Origin of the sequence: Rhodonellum sp. (genome assembly GCF_030656585.1) — a bacterium.
Taxonomy (GTDB): Bacteria; Bacteroidota; Bacteroidia; order Cytophagales; family Cyclobacteriaceae; genus Rhodonellum; species Rhodonellum psychrophilum.
The window spans coordinates 77,521-97,210 of the sequence record NZ_JAUSPP010000059.1 but is presented as its reverse complement, the minus strand read 5'-3'; the positions used below and the strand labels follow the sequence as shown (position 1 = coordinate 97,210).

The following is a 19,690-nucleotide window of genomic DNA, read 5'->3' as shown; positions in this document are numbered from 1 at the left end:
ATTTATAGATTAATACACCCAAGCATTTCCTTCAGGATTGGTATCCCAGAATACTCGCAAACGCTGAGAAGCCTTCTGAGATGCGCTTGTATTCGTCACCAAATAGTTATTTGGATAGAAAAAGGATCTAGGGAAATCACCGAAATTTGCAATCAAGCCAGGCTGCATGCCATCAGGCTGACCAGTTCTTCTGTAAAGGTTATAGGCTTCATTGCCACTTCCGTACAAAGACAACCAATATTCTCTACCGATGATATTCATCTTCCTTCCCGCAGGAGCAGCATCCCATTCACTTGCAACGAATGTAAGGTAATTCGTTACGGCAGTATTGAATGCAGCTATCGGCTGGAAAGTTGTGATTGCGGCAGCGTCTGCAGTAGAAGTCGAGTAAGCCCTCACATAATCCATGTGCTTTTTGATCCCGCTAAGTGTAAGCGCTTTTGGATCTCCAGAAACACCATCCATTGTCTGGATCGCTTCCGCCAACATAAAGTCAACGAAGGCTGGCAACATAATCGGCTGGATACCCGCTCCAAGTCCACCTAATGTTGGAGAACTAACAGGAGCTCCAGAATTATTGTCGAATCTGCCTCCAGCGGGATAAATACCCCACACCGTTCTATCAAATCCATCCGGCGGAATACCTTCAGCATTCAAATGGTCTCTTCCCCAGTAACCTCTGTCACCAGGCAAGCAGAATGGAAATCCACCAGCAAGATAATGGCCGGGCGCAATTTCAGAAAGACATCTAAGCTTGTCAGGATCAGTTGGATTTACGAGTACTTGTCTGTAGAAGTAATATCTCGCTCTTGGATCATCAAACCCTTTTTCCTCAGTCAAATGATACATGTACCATGTGGACTGATAGTCTCCTCCGCCGGCACCATAAGCGGCAAACCGCGGGTGACGTGAATCAGGATTGGTCAAGCTCGTTCCATATCTGAAAACGAATTCCTGTCCGGGCGCAATGAAATTGTTAGCAGCAATCAAAGCATTGATCGCTGAAGTACTTCCCGATGCATCCACAAGCTTTCTGTTCAAATGGTATTTCAATTCCAAAGAATTGATCAATTTGAGCCATTTGGCTGCATCATTTGCGTAAAAGAAATCATTTGGCGTCCCAACTGAAGGGGCTGCAAAATCAAGTCTTGCTTGTGCCAAGGCAGCGAATGCAGCCTGGTAAACTTGGGCACCTGGATCCACAACCGGGTTGAAATTGGCTGGATCCAAAGCTTCAGTCAAAGGTACTGCATCAAAATAATCAACCATTGTCAACAAAACATAGGCTTTGATTGTCCTGGCGATACCAAGGTGTCTTTTAAATCCTGCTGTTTCAGCCAATGGCTCAAGAAATTTGATATCGTTCAGGATATCTGCATATCCCGTGGTCCAAATCCCGTTGAAATTCACAGGCACATATGCCTGCTCATAAAGGTTACTAGGCTGTCCCAAAACCCGGGTCAATCGCATCCCATTGTTTCCAGTAGTATTGAAGAAACCGGCAAAATCAACCTGGATTTTATTCAGTACTAAATTAGGAGATGCAGTTCCCGGCGTCACCTCATTTGGATCGTCTTGCAAATTCAAATCGCAGGAACTTACCACCAAAACACTCAAGGCGATAAATAGGCTATATAATTTTATTTTCATTGTCTTTTCGTTTTGGGGATTAGAAAGAAAGGGTTACTGTACCACCAAATCTTCTGGAGCTAGGACCAGTTACAAAATCAAAGCCTAAACCATTCCCAACACCAAGTCCCAATACATCCGTATCAAAGTTCATGTTTGGAGGGAAGTTCAAAGCTCTAAACCAAAGGTTGGTTCCACTCAAAGCTATTGAAGCACGTTTGAATGGCGTTTTGCTAACCAAGTTGGATGGGATATCATAACCCAAGGATACTTCTCTTAGTCTGATGGTACTTCCATCAAAGATGTTGGATTCGTCAGCACCAGTATGGTATTGATTGAAGAAGTAGTTTGAAGCTGTGATTTGAATATCATTTGGCGTTCCATCTTGTTTGACACCAGGAAGGATAAAGGTCAATTCCCTATCCACTACAGGATCTTTCGTCACACCCCTTGCCAAAGAGGCCGTTACGGTGTTCGAGAAAATGGTCCCTTTGTGTCTGTATTCCATCATGACGTTCAAGCTCAAACCTTTATACCTAAAGGTATTGATCCAAGATCCTGTCCAAGCTGGATTAGGATCACCCAATTCAACCAATTCAGCAGCGGTTTGGTAATCTCCATTGGGTAATACGATTGGCTGTCCCGTTTGCTCATCTCTTGCAAAACCGGTTCCTTTGATAATGTTGAAAGGTTTGCCTGGTATGGCGAAGTTACCCAAATCGGTAAATCCCGATACGACCACTTCTTCCAATCCTCCACCAAGTTCCATCACGATGGTTCTGTAAAGCCCGAAATTCACAATGGATTCCCAGCTAAAGCCAGACGCTGTACTTACTGGAGTGGCGGTGGCCTGAAGTTCAACTCCCCTGTTTCTGATTTTACCGATGTTGATTTCAGTAAGTGTGTAACCAGTGGCCGGATCAATTGGCGCACCAGTGATCAGATCCTTCGTGTTTTTCTGATACACCGAAAGGTCAAGTCTCAATTTGTTATTGAACATGGCTGATTCTACACCAAACTCAAATTCTTCGTGCAACTCAGGTTTCAAATTTGGATTTCCCAAACGTCTGCTCACAGATTGGGATTGAAAAACACTTCCTCCTCTTTCGAAAGACTGAGCATTTTGTTCCAAAATATTCCTGGTTCTGTAAGGGCTTGGAAACCCTGCTGACGTACCGTATCCAAATCTCAATTTAAGATCATTGACAGTACTGGAATTCCAATTAAAAGCCTGGCTAGGCAAGAAAGAAACAGATGCACCTGGATAAAGAATTCTTCTGTTTTCTTTTTCAACAGTTGATGTCCAATCATTTCTTGCAGAAAGGTTCAAGAACAAATAATCATTATAATCCAAAGTAACCGCTGCATAAACCCCCATTCTTCTTTCTTCCTGGGTAAAGTTCAATGCTGCACCATTAAATGGATCTCTTGATGCTGAAGTAAGGAAGTTGGTATGTCTAAAGAGATCAAACGCCAACTGCCCTGTGGAAACAATACCATCCTGAGCATAGGAATCATACCTGGAGTTTCCTCCTATCAAGGCACTGAATCCTATTTTTTCGGAAAGGTCTTTTTTGAAGTTGATGACCAAATCCTGGTTCCAGATGGTGTTTCTGATGCTCAAAGACCTGAAGTAACCCGAATTGACAAGAACACTTGACCCTGTTCCGCCGCCTTTGTTGTACATATTGTCACGCTGTTCGGTGTAGGTATCCAAACCAATCCTGTAGGTAACAGAGAAATTATCGTTTACGTCATAGTTCAACGAAGTTGAATTGAAGAAACGATTCACCAAGCTTGTATTTCTATAATATTTCGCCAACCAAAGGGGATTGGTCTGGTCATTTCCTGATCTGTAATAAACAGAACTTCTATCCACCGGATTCTCAAATGGCAAATTCGCGATATCCACCGATCTTGGAGTGTACAATACGTTGGCAAATACGGATGGAATACCCCCACTTGCACCTGAACCGAAGGCCGCATTTACCGGAGGTGTTTCCAAATCCGTAATGGCGAAGGTAAAGGAAGAGTTCACGGAAAGTTTATCAGTAATGGCTGAGTTTACACCCAAACCAAAATTGAATTTCTGAAGCTCATTTCCAGGTGTAAATCCCTGATCCTTGGTATAGCCAAAAGAGGCGCTGAAGCCTGTTTTGTCCGAAGAACCTGACATTTGTAAAGAAGTATTGGAAACCAAACCTGTTCTAAAGAAAGCAGTACTGATGTCTTCATAGGCTTTGTAGTCATACAAGATAGGCGTACCGTCTGGATTTCTAAATTCTGGGAAAGCGTTTCTGATACTGGCCAAACCTGAGGCCGCAACCGGATGATTAACCTGTAACCCTGTATCCATTCTTGGTCCAAAGTTGGAGAAGAAGAATCCTGGCTGCTGTTGGAAACCATTTCCGTAAATATTCCCGAATGTTGGAAGAGAAGCCGCTTTGTTGGTGAAGAAAGACTGGTTGACAGTCACTTCTGCTGGTCTTCTTTTTGCAGCACCGGATTTGGTTGTAATCAAGATTACACCGTTTCTTCCCTGGTCGCCATACAATACGGTGGCGGAAAGACCTTTCAACACGTTTACACTTTCGATGTTGTTGGGATCAATATCCAAGAAACGGGAGGAAGTAGTGGCTCCACCGGTACTGAATCCATTGGCAGCATTGGTTCCTGTACTGAAAGGAACACCATCAACAATAAACAGAGGCTGGTTGGATCCGGTAGCAGAGGAATATCCCCTGATGATGATATTGGTACCTGAACCGGACATCCCGTTTGTGGCGGTAATGTTTACACCGGCTACTTTACCCTGCAATACTCTGGAGACATCTGCCTCTGGGCGATTGGAAATCTGCTCTTCTCCTACGGAAGAAACAGCATAACCCAATGCCTTCTTTTCCCTTTCGATACCGATCGCCGTTACCACCACTTCTGAAAGCTGGGCAGCATCGATATTGAGGGTGACATTGATAACGGACCTGTTGCCAATTGCTTCTTCTTTGGTCTTCAAACCAATAAAGGAGTAGATCAGAACATTTGATCCTGCGGGGACATTGATGGAATAGTTACCATCCAAATCGGTGGTAGTACCCACTGTAGTCCCTTTGACTAGGATGGATGCGCCTGGCAGGCCCAAACCATCTTCCTCGGAAATTACCTTTCCGGTAATTACCCGTTGTTGCGCCGACACTTCATAGCTGAGAGCCATCGTGAAAAGCGCAAGAACAAGGAGTAAAGCTTTTCTCATAAGGTATTTAGTTTAGTTGATGCGTAAATAAAAATCAATTATCGCACATTTCAAAATATGCCTCTTTTTAGTTGGATTATCTGAATTTTTCAGAACAATACCCCATTATTCAATTAAAAAGCATCCATTATTGAAATATTAACATAGCTTAACGTTTAATTAATATTTAGAGGATTTGATTACAATAAGTGGCCATTTTTTTGTGTGGACGGTTGAAAAGCTGAAAATTTGGCAGGAATGGCTTTTTAGCCAAATTTTTAATGCAAAAAGAATTCATTTGACAATAAATAAAAATTTTATTTTGTTCTATGAAATTCAACAACATCGGTACTAAATTCATTTTTACGGCATATATTTTACATTTTTATTAAAAAAAAGATTTTATCTTGTGTTTATTTCAATAAATGTCATTTATAATGATTTTAAACAAAAAAAACTTCAGCTGAATACTTTCAGCAAATTTTATGAGACAGCCTATCTATAAATTTTTATTTCATTCTGAAAAAAAATAAATAAGGGGGCCAGAATAAATTTAAAATTACTTGAAAATAAATTTTAGGGTCAAAAAAAACCCTAAAATTTTAAAAATGTTATTTAAAATTTAAATTTATAGAATTTAAAACCCAATTTTATTCATTTTAACAAAATTGGGTTCATATTCTAAACCAAATAAAATTTTTACCACATTCCTGGTTATAAAAACCGAATAAATCCCAAAAGAGCATCCCAATTTAGATCCATTCGGGAAATCCAAAGGGCCAAAACCCATGGAGAGGAAGAGTTGAATCCTAATTCTCTCGGCAGGGAGCTTGGAATGTTCTGCCCTTTCGAAGATTGAAGAAAGGGCGCTCCGTGGTTTCTCTGACAAGGTCTCCTACATTAAACCCGAATTCTAAGACATCGAAAAAGTAACGTAAAGCATCTAACTTGATTAAAGTAGATGGAAATATGCAATAGGTTTCCAAATGCGATTGAAACGGAATGTTTATTTTGGGTTCAAGCGCTGCACCACAGATGAGGTCCTACATGCCTATTTGCGTCCAAGAATTGATTCAAATAAAAAAAGGGGCTTAAAAGCCCCTTTTTTTATTTGAATCAGATCATAAATCCAATTATTGAACATCCCACCATATGCGACCATCCAGGTCATCACTTGAAAAGCCTTGACGGGTGAGTGCTTCCTGATGATTTTCAGTGTTCAAATTCGCTTCAGTGGTACCATATGCTTGTCTTCTAGGAATTTGCAAGCTTGGAGTCAGCGCATTGGCCGCAGGCGTAAGACTTGGAATTCCAGTTCTTCTCCATTCTGCCCATGCCTCGTATCCATTTGGAAAAAGAGCAATCCATTTTTGCGTTAGGATTTGCTCCAGCTCCCTTCCGGAACTAAATGCCACTTCAGTATTCGTCATGTAAGCATCGAAGGAAGAACCAACTCCATGTTGATTTAGAGAAGCCTGGATTCCTTGATCGTAATAGGATTTGGCATTTCCAGGAATCCAACCTCTAACCACTCCTTCCGCCAATGCGAAAGCAATCTGTGCAGAAGTGTAGATATAGGCAGGGGAATTTTGTTGCCTAAAGGCATTCCCCAAAAATGACACCCTAGAATTCGGAATTGAACCCGCATCAGCCTCTGACAAACCATAAGGCATCCCAACAAACTGATTGGTCGTATTTTCCAAAGGATTGGCATAAACCGGTAAGCGGGGATCAGCCAGCTTATCCATCTTCCCTCTTGATCCATTATGGGGACTTGCGTAGGAATTCAATTGCATAAAATTCATCACTGGATCTGCAACTGTCCAATCCAAACGCCCTTGGGAGACAAAAGAACTGTAGTATGGATTTTCATAGGTCTGAATATTCAAATATTTGAACATTACATTCTCTGAATTATCGAGTGCAATAACCCCTGCATTAAAAGCCAACGCAAATTCTGCAGCGGCTTTGGTTGGGTTAACCTTGGAGAGCCTTTGCGCAGCTACCAAGCGGATTGTGTTGGAAACCTTTTTCCACAACTCCATATTTCCATTCAATAGAATATCTCCTTTAACCGGAATTGTACCAGGACCTGTAACGATCATGGCCGAAGCATCTTTGAGTGCCTGAATACATCCATCGTATATTTCCGATTGTGGATCAAACTTAGGAGTAAGTATTCCTTCATTCCCTTTAAGCGCTTCAGAATATGGAAGATCGCCCCAACGATCAGTCAAAAACAAGAAATAATACGATTGCATAATTTTGGCAATCGCTATCTGGTTTTCATTTGATCCATCTGCTGATGCAACTACTTTGGTCAACTCATTGGAGTTGATCTCAATGATTTTCTGGAGATCTGCCAAAGGGCCATTGTACCAAAAATCCGAGGCGAAATTAATCGTCTGATAATTATCCGCAGAGGTGTATTGCTTATTGGAAATATGTTGAACATAAAGGGCGCCTTGAGTAGCCAAGACATTCCCACCAGTTGTCAACATACTATTGGTAAGCAATGCACTGGTCTTCGGTGAAGTAGATTCGTTTGGATTGACATTTAAATCCCCAAAGTCATCCCAACTGCATGATCCCATGACCAAACAAATGGATATTGCTGCTATGTAATTCTTCATCGTTTTCATAATTAAAATTTAACCCTTAAATCAACACCAAAGCTTCTTGTTCCTGGTAAGTTTCCACTTTCAACCCAAGATCCATTATTCCTTGCTTGTACTGAATCTCCTCCAATTTCGGAAGGATCTATACCATCCACTTTGGAATACAAAAGGAAAGGATTATTGGCAACCAATGCAATTGATGCACTTTTCACGTAGCTTAACCTGTCCATTAAAACACTTGGGAAGTTATACCCAATTCGCAATTCCCTCATTTTCACAAAGGTAGCATCATACATCCACTGTTCGCTGGTTCCAAACATGGTTTTGAAGTATTGGTCTGCGCGCAGATAAATGTTGTTTTGTGATCCATCTTCAAATACACCACCGAATGAAAGTCCACCACCATCTTCTACAGCATCCCTCATTGGGTTTCCTTTGTCATTATTCCCAACAGTTTCTGATGTTTGACCGGAATAAGCACCAAACATACGGGAGATTGACATAAATGAACCCCCAATCTGATAATCAATGGTAAATGCCAATTCAAAATTCTTATAACTTACTCTATTGAAAATACCACCGGTAAAATCGGGAAGGATTTTGCCCAAGTCTTGATTTTCATCCAAAAGAGGTCGTCCAGCGCTGTTAACGATTACATTGCCATTGTCATCTGTTCTAAATTTACGACCGACAATTCTACCCCACTCATCATTTTCTCTTGCCAATGCCTGACCATTCCATCCACCGACAGTACTCGTTCCCCTGAAAGCATTTGCTAAAGGAAAAGAGGTCAATCCATATCCAAGCTCTTCAATGAAAACCTTATTTCGCGAAATATTGAAATTCACATCCCAGTTTAGCCCTCTAACCTTTTGAATGGGACTTCCACCAATTGACAATTCCCAGCCTTTGGTGTATGATTTGATTGAATTGGTCAAAAATCCACTTCCTCCAGATTGCGAAGGAATCGTAATGCTCAACAATTCATTTGAATTGTCCATGTGGTAAATCGAGAATTCAGTATTGATTCTGTTGTTCAGAAAACCCAGTTCCGCACCAACTTCTATTGAATTAGTGGTGGCAGCTCTTAAGTTGGGATCTATCAAAGCGTTGGGCACAGAGGTAACTGCATTGCCAGCATAAGGAATCCCCAGTGCATAGGTCTGTTGCGTTCTGTACAAACCAATCTCATTCCCAACTTTTGCGAAACTTGACCTTAATTTACCGAAGGAAAGGAATCTCAAATCAACAAGCTCTGTGAACACGAAACTCGCCGAAACCGATGGGTACACATAATTATTGTTGCCATTGGGCAATCTCGAATCATAATCCTGACGGATGGTGGCATCCAAATAAAGAAAGTCCTTGTAGCCGATTGATCCTTGACCAAAATAACTGTTTACTTTACTTGTTCCTTCAAAATTGGTGGCAACGTATGGATCAACGGATGCTGAAATGTTGAACAAATTGTCCACACTCAAACCACCGGAGGTATTCATGCCCCATCTTTTTATCGTATTGGTTCTCCAGTTTACACCTACGTTTGCCACAACAGAAAAATCACCAAACCGCTTGTCATAACTGAGCAAACCTTGGATATTGTCTTCATTTTCCCGGTAACTGTTTGTCGCAAAACGAGCAACTTCCAATGTACCTGTAGCAGTTTGGGAAGTACCTCCACCCGATACAGTATTTCGCGTTCCCTGTACGGATACTTTAAGGCCCTCAACAATCTCATACGCCAACGCAAATTTTGTACTTAAAACCTCTCTATTGGTTTCATTGGGATTTGCATAAAGGGTGGTAAAAGGATTGTCCCAATATAGGGGTCTGGTATTGGTTGGCGAATTGATGTTCCAAGAAGTAAACCGACCATCAGGCATTTGGTAATATTCCCGTAACAAATCGGTATTCAATTGTCTTTGATACCATTGGTTCACATTTGAACCAATACTGTTGTATCCTTCAAATAGATTTCCAAAAGTATTGGCTTCACTATAATTCGCACCGGCAATCAACTCAAGCTTTTTGGATAGTTTGGCATTGAAATTCATGTTCAAAAACAACTTGTCTTGGTTGGTGTTCTCCATTACGCCAGTTCTGGATGACTTGGACAGTGTTGTATTGAGAGCATAATTCTCTCCACTTTTCCCAATGTTGATACTGGTGTTGTTGAGTGCGCCTGTTCTAAAGACATCCCTAACATTGTTTGGCTGTGGTGACCAAGGTCGGGCTTGTCCAAAGCCTCTTGTGCCAGGAGTAAAAGCATCCCATTGTGCAACCATTCGACCATCCAATTTTGGTCCCCAGCTCTCATCAGCATAAAACTCTGTCATTGGAAGCCCGTTCAGCCCAGAAAGTCCCGGGTCATGAATGGTTGGATCAAAATTGAATATCGGGAATTCCTGAGAATAACCGCCACCATATTCATTTTGGAATTTTGGAAGGATATAAACCCTTTCAAAAGTGTTGGTTTGGTTAAAGTCAATATTTACCTGATCACCTTTCCCACCTTTTCTTGAGGTAAGCACCACCACACCATCGCGTGCCCTGGAACCATACAATGCCGCAGCATTGGCTCCCTTCAGCACATTGATGTCCTGGATGTTGTCCATATTGATGGAAGCTGCATCATTGACGATGATCCCATCCAAAACATACAAAGGATCTTGAGCACTTATCCCCCTCAAGCCCCGGATTCGGATGGCAGGCGCACCAAACTTGGCACCTGATCCTGAAACGATCTGGACTCCAGCGATTTTTCCAGCCAATGCAGTATTCACATTGGTTTCACGGGCAACCCTAATGTTGTCCCCACTCACTTGCTGGGTAGCGTATCCCAAGGAACTTTTGTCCCGCTCAATACCCAATGCAGTCACTACTATTTCAGAAAGTTCCGAAGCATCAGGAGACAGGGTTACATTGATGACGGATCTGTTACCGATCGATTCTTCCAGGGTTTTTAACCCAATAAAAGAGAAGACCAAGACATTGGAACCTGCTGGTACATTAATGGAATAATTACCATCCAAATCGGTGGTTGTTCCCATTACGGTACCTTTCACTAAAATGGATGCACCCGGTAGGCCCAATCCATCTTCGTTGGAAATTACCTTTCCGGTAATTGCCCGTTGTTGCGCAGACACATCATAGCTGAGTGCCATCGTGAAAAGCGCAAGAACAAGAAGTAAAGCTTTTCTCATAATGTATTTAGTTTAGTTGATTGGTAAATAAAAATTAATTATCACAGAATTCAAAACGCGCACTATTTTCAGACGATACTATTGTTTTATTTAAATTTTTCTTTACTATATTTAATTATTTTTAATAATACATGATTTTAATTATAGATTATAATGGTTATTTATTATTACAATGTGTAATTAAAATGAGCAGACATTTTTTTGTTTGAATCGTTGAATAAATGAAATCATTATAAAACGCACCTCGTATAAAACTTCTTGAATGAAAAAAAATAAATTACATAGGCGTGTTTTTTACATTATTTTTAATATAATCACATTATATTGACCTATTCTAATAATTTCCCCACTATACTAGCTTTTATTAAAAATAAATTAATTCATTAATCCAGTTAAAAAATTTTAACAAAAGCCCTTTGTGTAATTTTTTATTTTTATTTAACATTATAGCCCGTATAGCCCTAATGGAAGAAAATTGTCGCTACAAAATAATTTTTGGCTCAAAAAAAAACCACTTTTTAAAAAAAATGCCTAAATCAATTAAAAATTTAAGCTATAGGAGCCAAATTCATTCTTTTCTACAAAACTATATTTATAATCAAACCCAAATAAAATCTATCTTGAATTTGCCAAATCAAAACATCAGGGATAAACAAGCTCACAGTAAAACCATTCGACCAAAAAAGTTAAAAGCAAGATTCAGAATCTGACCAATATTGATCTATAAAAACATAGAGAATCGTGAAAAAGCTGGATCATGACATCACTCCTTCCAAAAACGCAAAAAAAATAGTCTGACCCATCAGGGCCAGACTATTCTCACAAAGTATAAAATCATCTCTAGAATCAATCTGAGCAGTAGACTTATTTAGAAAGTAAACCTGATGGACAAGGCCACCTCATCTCCCCAAAAACCTGCATCTCTGGTCAAGTTGATGGTTGGTTTCCAATCCAATGACAAGTTGATCGGTGCATCTTCGAATTTATAATCCAATCCGATGATCAAATCCAACCCAATAGCAGTGTAACTCCTGTTGCGGTCTCCCCAAGGCGTATTTCCCCTACCAGCATTCCAAGTACCGATATGGGCTCCTCCACCATAAAACCATTGTAGATTTTTGACTTCCCTGATATCATTGTGGACTTCGTACAATCCGCCAAAAATCAAGCCTCTCCATCTTGTGTATAAAATACCTTCCAAAGCCGCCTTATCGCTGATGAAATGTTTTACAGTCAATCCATTTCCCGAACCGGCTCTCAAGCCGATCGCAGTATTGTAGCCTTGGGCCAATGCCTCATTTCCAAATCCCAAAAGCGCAAACAAAATAAAGGAGTAGAATATTTTTTTCATAGTACTGAAGTTTATTGATTTAAGTTTTATTTAAAGCGTTCCAACGAAATGGTTTCCTAAAAGGAAAGGATCTTTCCAGGTGTAATACAAATATCCAATGCAATATCGTGATTTTCATGCGGGATAGATTCCACTGGATCAAAATAACTGAATCCGACCTTGAAAACGGGCTGTTTCAAAGACTCCAGAAACCTATCATAAAAACCTTTCCCATAACCCAACCTGTGCCCTTTCAAATCAAATGCCAAAAGCGGGATCACGACCAGTTGTATTTCGTCCGATGAAATTTTTTCTGCGTTTTCGGGTATCGGGATGCCCCACTTGTCTATAGCAAAAACACTTTCCCGATGCAAGGCGACTGTGTCAAGCGTGATTTTATCCTTGCTGACCAAGGAAGTATAGACATTGATCTTCCTTTCGAACAGTTTTTTAAGAAGGGCATAAGTATTCACCTCCAACAATCTTTCAATTGGGAGAAAAATATGGACATGCTGTATCTCCTTTCGCTTATCCAAAAATTCAAGAAACCGCTCAGTGATTTTTTCAGATAGGATTTCCCTATCCTCATTTTTCAGGGATTTCCGCAGCATTCTATGCCTTTCCCTTATTTCTGATTTACTTGTCATCCGAGGCCAAAACCATGAAATCAAAATCGAAGGGGTCAAACAATCCAAATAATTTTTCCACAAAATCATTGTCTGAAAGATAGAACTTCATAAAATTCTCCACGCGTTCCTGTGGACTTCCTCCAGGGAAAAAATACGCTTGCACCGCTTTCATGCGATCCAATTCCTCCCCGAATTTTCTTTCCTCAGCTTTCCGGACTTTCACTGACAATTGATCCAAGATCTTCGTCGCACGGACTTTTGCCGAAGCATACGCGCTTTCCAGCGTAGGGTCGATTGAACGGGCGGACAATGCTGCTTGATCAAATAGGTCCTGCAGCTTTTTCTTTTCCCCGACCAAATGAATATCCACATTGGAGTGCTTGGAAACAAATTCTTTTTTCCAGTCTGTGAAATCCCTGAACAAGTCCTGAGGCGACAGGTTCAGCTTTTTAATTTTCCTGACAGTCGGCACATCCAAAACAGCTGCAAAATTCCTTGGCATCACCACCGGAAAAGGGGTTTCAAAATGATCGAACATGACTTTCAACTGAAGCCAATAAATGACTTCTGCGGGCCCGCCGACATAGGCAAGGTTGGGAAGGATCTGTTCTTGATAGAGTGGCCTAAGCACAACATTTGGACTGAATTTTTCGGGGGAATTTTCAACCATGTCCAAGAACTCGGCTTCTTCGAATTTCAAATCCGTATTCAGTACAAAATATTGTGTTCCTTTCTTTTCGATTCGCTCCCGTAATCCATCTTCCATATAAAAGAAATTGATCGGCCTGGGGAAAATCTGGCTCTTATAGCCCAATGCATCCAATTTGGCGGTTTGCGCATTGACCAATTCGTGCGGGGTTTCGTTCACCAAATCCTCTCGCATCACAGGGATAAATTGCCGCTTGAGGTTGGCATCATTTCCGTCCACAACGACAATTCCTTTTTCACCAAAAAGATGGTGGACGTATTTTCTGACTGCTTCCGAAAGAGTCTTGGAAGACAGGTAAGCTTCCTTAAAAAATGATGGCGCGAAGGCAACCGTTTTCATAAAAGCCTTGAAACTCTCCTCTAGCTTGAAGTCCCCAACCGGTCCTTTCTGTTCCGTTTGCCATTGGTATTTTTTACCGTCTAACTTGAAATAATTGATCTCTTCAAAGTCGTGGTCCTCCGTCGCCATCCAGTAAACGGGAACAAATTCAAATTTGGGATAAGCCTCCTTTAATTTCTTTGCCAAATTAATGGTCGTCACTATTTTGTAGATGAAATAAAGTGGACCCGTAAACAAGTTGAGTTGATGTCCAGTCGTCACCGTGAAAGTGGTTTCGAGCCCCAGTTTCTCGATCTGGGCCTTGGTCAGGGCCAAGTCCTCCACTTCCGAATATTGCGAAAGCAAAGCTTTGACCAATACTTCCCGCTTTTTCCCATCGAATTTTCTTTCCGCGATGATTTTCGCAAAGTTTTCAATCTTGGGAAATTGATTGTAAAAAGGAGAAAGAGCCGGTTTTTGATGAATGTAATCGATAAAAAAGGAAGAAAACTGACCGGTACAGTCTGGCTCAATGGTGGCTTTATTCATGAAATGAAGAAATCAAGGGTCTCAATTTGGGTACAAGTTACACTAACTTCCAGATGGGCTGTAAAGTTCGTGTTTTTTTCTCTATTACAAGAACGGTTGAATCAGGTTTAACCTGTATCATGTCTTGGCAATTCCATCCCATAAATCAATTATACAATAATCAGCCTCTTGCGCATTTTTTTTGACTTCACCGTATCGGTATTTTGCCCTATATTCCAAGTAGTCTGATTTTCTTGCCATTTCAAGCTACATTTAGGAACCCAACGCTTGTTCCCGGTTTAATCTTTTCCGAAATGATATAAAGTTAAGCAAGGCTTTATCGATAAATTTGTAATCAAACAACAAAAGGAAAACAGGAATTCAGACTACAATAGCACTTTCACACCGCTCCTGAAATCCAGCCAAATTCAAAAAACCTCCCCAAATGACACAGAAAAAAGAAGTCCCTGTGACCGGAATGAGTTGCGCAGCTTGTGCGATCAGTGTCGAAAAAACCCTGGCCAAAAAACCTGGGGTAAAAAATGCAGCCGTGAATTATGCCAACCAATCCGCTTGGATAGAATGGGATGAAAAGGCAACAAGTCTTGATGAATTACAAAAAGAGGTTCAATCCAGCGGATACGACCTGATCATCCAAGATAAGGATGTAGATGACTTGGAGGACATTCAAAACCAAGCCTATAAAAAACTCAAGCAAAGAACCTTATTTGCTGGGATTTTGGCATTCCCTGTATTTTTGATCGGGATGTTTTGGATGTCAATGCCATACGGTCATTTCATTATGTGGGCGCTGACCACTCCTGTACTGTTTGTTTTTGGGAACCAATTCTTTCGGCACGCATGGACTTTGGCAAAAAAAGGTCAGACCAACATGGACACCTTGGTTGCCTTGAGTACGGGAATTGCCTATATCTACAGTACTTTCAATACCTTTTTCCCAGAGTTTTTGGAATCAAGAGGGATAGAACCACATGTGTATTTTGAGGCCGCCGCTGTCATTGTCTTTTTTATTCTTCTTGGAAAATCCCTGGAATCCGGCGCAAAATCAGGAACTGGAGCAGCACTGAAAAAGCTGATGGGCTTACAGCCACAAGAACTCACTGTCCTTGAAAACAACAAGGAAATCATCAAAAAAACCATTGAAGTGGGCGTGGGTGAAATCATTCTGATCAAACCGGGACAAAAAATCCCATTGGACGGAAAGGTTTTGAATGGAGATTCTTACGTGAATGAAAGCATGCTCACAGGGGAGCCAATCCCTGTTTTGAAGAAAACGGGAGAAAAGGTATTTGCCGGAACCATCAACCAAACGGGAAGCTTCACCTTCACTGCCGAGCAGGTGGGGGACAACACGCTTTTGTCCCAAATCATCCAAAGAGTGAAAGCTGCCCAAGGATCCAAGGCTCCCGTCCAAAAATTGGTGGACAAAGCTGCCAGTATTTTTGTCCCCACGGTATTGGTGATCGGCTTGATCACCTTGTTGATATGGGGTTTTAGTGGAGCAGAGGATGCCTGGCTGAGGGGGATGTTGGCCATGATCACCGTATTGGTGATCGCTTGCCCCTGTGCTTTGGGTTTGGCAACGCCGACTGCCATCATGGCCGCAATGGGAAATGGTGCACAAATGGGTGTCCTTATAAAAGATGCGGAGAGTCTGGAAAAAGGAAAAAAAATAGACACGCTGGTACTCGACAAAACAGGGACAATCACGGAAGGCAAACCGCAAGTAACCGCCGTCTATCATGGTGAAAAATGGGATGATGGGGATGCGAAAATCCTAGCTGCCCTTGAATCAAGGAGCGAACACCCTTTGGCCAAAGCCATCGTAGAAAACCTTTCCAATTCCGAGGACAAAAAGGAACTGGATACTTTCAAGAGTTTTACGGGAAAAGGGGTCTTAGGAAGTGTCAATGGAAACGAATACAGAATTGGTAATTGGAAATGGTTGGAAGCCACAGGCGTTGCTCCGGATTTGACCTTGCTCAAAAAGGCGGAGGAAGCTTCAGATGAAGGCGCCACGGTTGTTTTTGCAACTAAAAACAACGATTTGGTGGCTGCCTTTAAAATCCAGGACCCTATCAAAGCCGACTCCATTTCAGCCATTCAGGAATTGAAGAAAATGGGAATCACCATCCACATGCTGACAGGAGACCAACAGAAAACCGCAGAATGGGTGGCCCGAGATGTTGGAATTGAGCATTTCAAGGCCGAAGTGCTTCCCCAAGACAAGGCAGCCTATATCCAAAACCTACAAGACCAAGGAAAAAAGGTAGCCATGGCGGGTGATGGCATCAACGACAGTGAAGCCCTCAGCCTCGCGGATTTGAGCATTGCAATGGGTCAGGGAACAGACATTGCCATGGATATTGCCGAAGTCACTTTGGTCCAATCCGAACTCTCCAAAATCCCAAGGACCCTCGAGCTTACCAAAAAAACCGTGAAAATCATCCGCCAAAATTTGTTCTGGGCATTTATTTACAATATAATCGGCATTCCGATTGCCGCAGGCGTTCTGTTTCCCGCTTTTGGGTTTATGTTAAACCCCATGATTGCGGGCGCTGCGATGGCTTTGAGCTCGGTGTCGGTAGTCACCAACAGTCTTCGCTTGAGGTAATTCAGGGCCGAATATCCCTCTAACCACCGCTAGTGACTACAGGATTGCGTTTATTATTTTCATTCGACCCATAAAAACGTCCCTTCGGGAATACAAAAACATGAAAACACAACAATTCAAAACCAATGTAAAGTGCGGCGCTTGCGTACAGGCCATCACGCCCGAAATGGCAAAATTAGAAGCTGATTCTTGGGCAGTGGATTTGCAGGACAAGGACAGAGTCCTGACCGTAACCGGTGATTTGGACCAGGATTCCATATTGGAAGCCCTGAAGAAATCCGGATATCAGGGAGAGCCTATTTAGGCAAACAAAATCCTCCCAAATTGCTTTATTTTATTAGCTTTGCTTAAAACTCAATATGATCGACTACCAAAAATTTGTTCTGGACAATGGCTTACAGGTTTTGGTCCATGAGGACCATACCACCAAGATGGCCGTTTTGAACATCCTCTACAAGGTAGGATCCAGAAATGAAATTCCCGGTAAAACAGGCTTGGCACATTTTTTTGAACACCTCATGTTCGGGAGTTCCAAAAATGTCCCTGTGTTCGACACCCCTTTGGAGAAAGTCGGAGGCTCCTGCAATGCCTTTACCAACACAGATATCACCAATTATTATATCACGCTTCCAGCCATCAATATCGAAACCGCCTTTTGGCTGGAATCTGACCGGATGCTGCAATTGAACCTCAGCGAGAAGACGATCGAAACCCAGAGAAAGGTGGTTTTGGAAGAATTCAAGCAACGGTACCTGAACCAACCCTATGGAGATGTTTTTCACCATTTGAAAGGTCTGGCCTATGATACACATCCCTATCAGTGGCCCACAATCGGCAAAAACCTTGAAGATATTATCGGCTTTACCGCTGCCGATGTCGCCGACTTTTACTACACCCACTACAGACCCGACAATGCTACCATGGTAGTCGCCGGCGATGTGACCTTAGAGCAGGTAAAAAACCTGGCGGAAAAGTGGTTTGGAGATATTCCCAAAGGAATATTACCCAAGAAAGGCATTCTGCAAGAACTCCCGCAAAAAGTCAAAAAAACGCTGACCATTGAGGCCGATGTACCCACCGATGCCTTGTATAAGGTGTACCATATGCCAGCAAGGCTCCACGATGGTTATTTGGAGGCTGACCTGATCACCGACATCTTGGGTTTTGGCAGATCATCCACACTTGAGCAAAGATTGGTGAAAAACGGAAAGGTCTTTGCATCTGTGGGAGGCTATGTTTTGGGAAGTGTGGATCCTGGACTCTTGGTTTTTTCGGGGAAAATGGAAAAAGGCCAATCCGCGGAAGAAGCGGAAAAGGAACTGGACGAAGTCATTGAAGATTTTAAAAACAACCCAATCCAGAAATCCATCCTCACCAAGGTAAAAAACCAAGCGGAAGCCATGAAGACGTACGAGTCGATTGAGTTACTCAACCGTGCCATGAGCCTTGCCTATTATGCACACTTGGGAAATCCGGAGCACTATCAAACCGAATACGAAAAAAAGACCCGGATCAAGCCAGAAGAAATTCTTTCTTGGGCCAACAAGATTTTAAAAGAGGAAAACAGCTCCGTTCTCTATTATAAAAGCAGGGCTTAGGCCTGTAGGGAAGCGGGAGTTTGACCAGTTTGATCCATTAAAAAATACTACGGAATCAGAAAATGACGAATTTTAGAATAGGTTTTGGTTATGACGTTCATCAACTCAAAGAGGGATATGAATTTTGGCTGGGGGGCATCAAGCTGGAGCACGAAAAAGGTGCCGTTGGGCATTCCGATGCAGATACACTGATCCATGTGATTTGTGATGCCCTTCTGGGCGCTGCCAACCTTAGGGACATTGGGTTTCATTTTTCTGACAAAGACCCCAAATACAAAGGGATCGACAGCAAGATCCTGTTGAAGGAAGTCATGGCACTTGTTCGGAAGGAAGGATATGAAATCGGAAATTTAGATACCACAATTTGTCTTCAAATCCCAAAGGTCAATCCCCACATTCCCGAGATGAAAAAATGCTTGGCTACTGTGATGGAAATCCCCGAAAACAATATTTCCATCAAAGCCACCACTACAGAAAACCTGGGTTTTGTCGGTCGCCAAGAGGGCATCTCCGCCTACTGCGTCGCCTTAATATATCATCAATAGCACATGAACAAAGAAATCAAGATCGTCACAACAGCGGACGGATCCAATACCTTGCTTTTACCGGAATTTGACGAAACCTATCATTCCATGGAAGGGGCCTTTCGCGAAGCCATCCATGTTTTTATGCTCTATGGACTCGAAGCTTGGCTTATTCGCAATCAAGGGGTTCAACCCATCCGGATTTTCGAAGTGGGATTTGGAACTGGTCTGAATGCCTGGCTGACTTTGGTCTGGGCCGAACAAAACAAAATCCCAGTCCTGTACCATTCCATCGAACCTTTCCCGGTTGACAAGGAGATTTATTCCCAGTTGAATTATACCGAAATAGACCAAACGATCTACCATTTTGCCCCTTATTTCAATCGGCTCCATGAGGCGCCATGGGATGAAGGCTTCATCGCTTCGGAATATTTCAACATGAAAAAGGAAAAAACCACCTTGGAAGATGCCGTTCTGTATCACGCAGACGTGATTTTTTACAATCCTTTTTCAAAAAAGACCCAAGCGGAACTTTGGGATAAATCCATCTTGGAAAAAGTAGTAGAAACCATGAACCCCAATGCTGTTTTGGTGACCCCGAGTGCTGAAAACCAACTGCGATCAGACCTCAAGTCTTTGGGACTGGAGGTAGAAATTCTCCCTGGTCCTTCGGACAAAAACGAGATGACAAGGGCACGTTTGCTTGTGTAAAAAAAAAGCCCATTGGATGGTAAAATCCA

At 42.0% G+C, this 19,690-nt stretch carries 13 protein-coding genes; 5 read left to right on the top strand and 8 right to left on the bottom strand.

All coding sequences use genetic code 11. From position 1 onward, the window contains the following. Window positions 1-9 precede the first annotated feature (9 nt). The 8 genes from Q7J63_RS14420 to Q7J63_RS14385 all read right to left on the bottom strand — a co-directional run bounded on the left by Q7J63_RS14420 (window position 10) and on the right by Q7J63_RS14385 (window position 14,454). Window positions 10-1,650, bottom strand: coding sequence for a SusD/RagB family nutrient-binding outer membrane lipoprotein (locus tag Q7J63_RS14420; protein WP_019596682.1), 1,641 nt, complete (start codon window positions 1,648-1,650; stop codon window positions 10-12). Between the two features lie 19 nt (window positions 1,651-1,669). Continuing rightward, on the bottom strand, window positions 1,670-4,879 hold the full coding sequence (locus Q7J63_RS14415) for a SusC/RagA family TonB-linked outer membrane protein (protein ID WP_019596681.1): 3,210 nt from the start codon (window positions 4,877-4,879) through the stop codon (window positions 1,670-1,672). Between the two features lie 1,112 nt (window positions 4,880-5,991). Further along, window positions 5,992-7,491: a SusD/RagB family nutrient-binding outer membrane lipoprotein gene (locus tag Q7J63_RS14410; protein ID WP_304887112.1), complete on the bottom strand. Its 1,500-nt coding sequence runs from the start codon at window positions 7,489-7,491 to the stop codon at window positions 5,992-5,994. Window positions 7,492-7,502: 11 nt separating this feature from the next. Continuing rightward, window positions 7,503-10,679: a SusC/RagA family TonB-linked outer membrane protein gene (locus Q7J63_RS14405; RefSeq protein ID WP_304887110.1), complete on the bottom strand. Its 3,177-nt coding sequence runs from the start codon at window positions 10,677-10,679 to the stop codon at window positions 7,503-7,505. Between the two features lie 868 nt (window positions 10,680-11,547). Then, entirely contained in the window at window positions 11,548-12,030 is a 483-nt protein-coding gene (locus tag Q7J63_RS14400; RefSeq protein ID WP_019596675.1) for a hypothetical protein, read from the bottom strand. A 56-nt stretch (window positions 12,031-12,086) separates the two neighbouring features. Continuing rightward, the gene (locus Q7J63_RS14395) at window positions 12,087-12,656 is read right to left on the bottom strand and encodes a 5-formyltetrahydrofolate cyclo-ligase (protein WP_304887108.1); all 570 of its coding nucleotides are present in this window, start codon (window positions 12,654-12,656) and stop codon (window positions 12,087-12,089) included. After that, window positions 12,646-14,214, bottom strand: coding sequence for a bacillithiol biosynthesis cysteine-adding enzyme BshC (bshC, locus tag Q7J63_RS14390; protein WP_304887106.1), 1,569 nt, complete (start codon window positions 14,212-14,214; stop codon window positions 12,646-12,648). The genes Q7J63_RS14395 and bshC overlap by 11 nt, the downstream gene beginning before the upstream one ends. A gap of 117 nt (window positions 14,215-14,331) precedes the next feature. Further along, window positions 14,332-14,454: a hypothetical protein gene (locus Q7J63_RS14385; RefSeq protein ID WP_304887104.1), complete on the bottom strand. Its 123-nt coding sequence runs from the start codon at window positions 14,452-14,454 to the stop codon at window positions 14,332-14,334. A gap of 184 nt (window positions 14,455-14,638) precedes the next feature. Here Q7J63_RS14385 and Q7J63_RS14380 point away from each other — a divergent pair, with 184 nt between their 5' ends. The 5 genes from Q7J63_RS14380 (at window position 14,639) to mnmD (ending at window position 19,661) form a co-directional block, all read left to right on the top strand. Next, complete coding sequence (locus tag Q7J63_RS14380; RefSeq protein ID WP_304887102.1) at window positions 14,639-16,828, top strand: cation-translocating P-type ATPase; 2,190 nt, start codon at window positions 14,639-14,641, stop codon at window positions 16,826-16,828. Window positions 16,829-16,928: 100 nt separating this feature from the next. Further along, complete coding sequence (locus Q7J63_RS14375) at window positions 16,929-17,132, top strand: heavy-metal-associated domain-containing protein (RefSeq protein WP_019596670.1); 204 nt, start codon at window positions 16,929-16,931, stop codon at window positions 17,130-17,132. A 55-nt stretch (window positions 17,133-17,187) separates the two neighbouring features. Then, the gene (locus tag Q7J63_RS14370) at window positions 17,188-18,426 is read left to right on the top strand and encodes a pitrilysin family protein (protein WP_304887100.1); all 1,239 of its coding nucleotides are present in this window, start codon (window positions 17,188-17,190) and stop codon (window positions 18,424-18,426) included. Between the two features lie 62 nt (window positions 18,427-18,488). Continuing rightward, window positions 18,489-18,971, top strand: a complete 483-nt coding sequence (gene ispF / locus Q7J63_RS14365; protein ID WP_304887098.1) for a 2-C-methyl-D-erythritol 2,4-cyclodiphosphate synthase — start codon at window positions 18,489-18,491, stop codon at window positions 18,969-18,971. Window positions 18,972-18,974: 3 nt separating this feature from the next. Beyond that, window positions 18,975-19,661 (top strand): tRNA (5-methylaminomethyl-2-thiouridine)(34)-methyltransferase MnmD, encoded by a 687-nt coding sequence (mnmD, locus tag Q7J63_RS14360; protein ID WP_304887096.1) that lies wholly within the window; start codon window positions 18,975-18,977, stop codon window positions 19,659-19,661. Window positions 19,662-19,690: the final 29 nt, after the last annotated feature.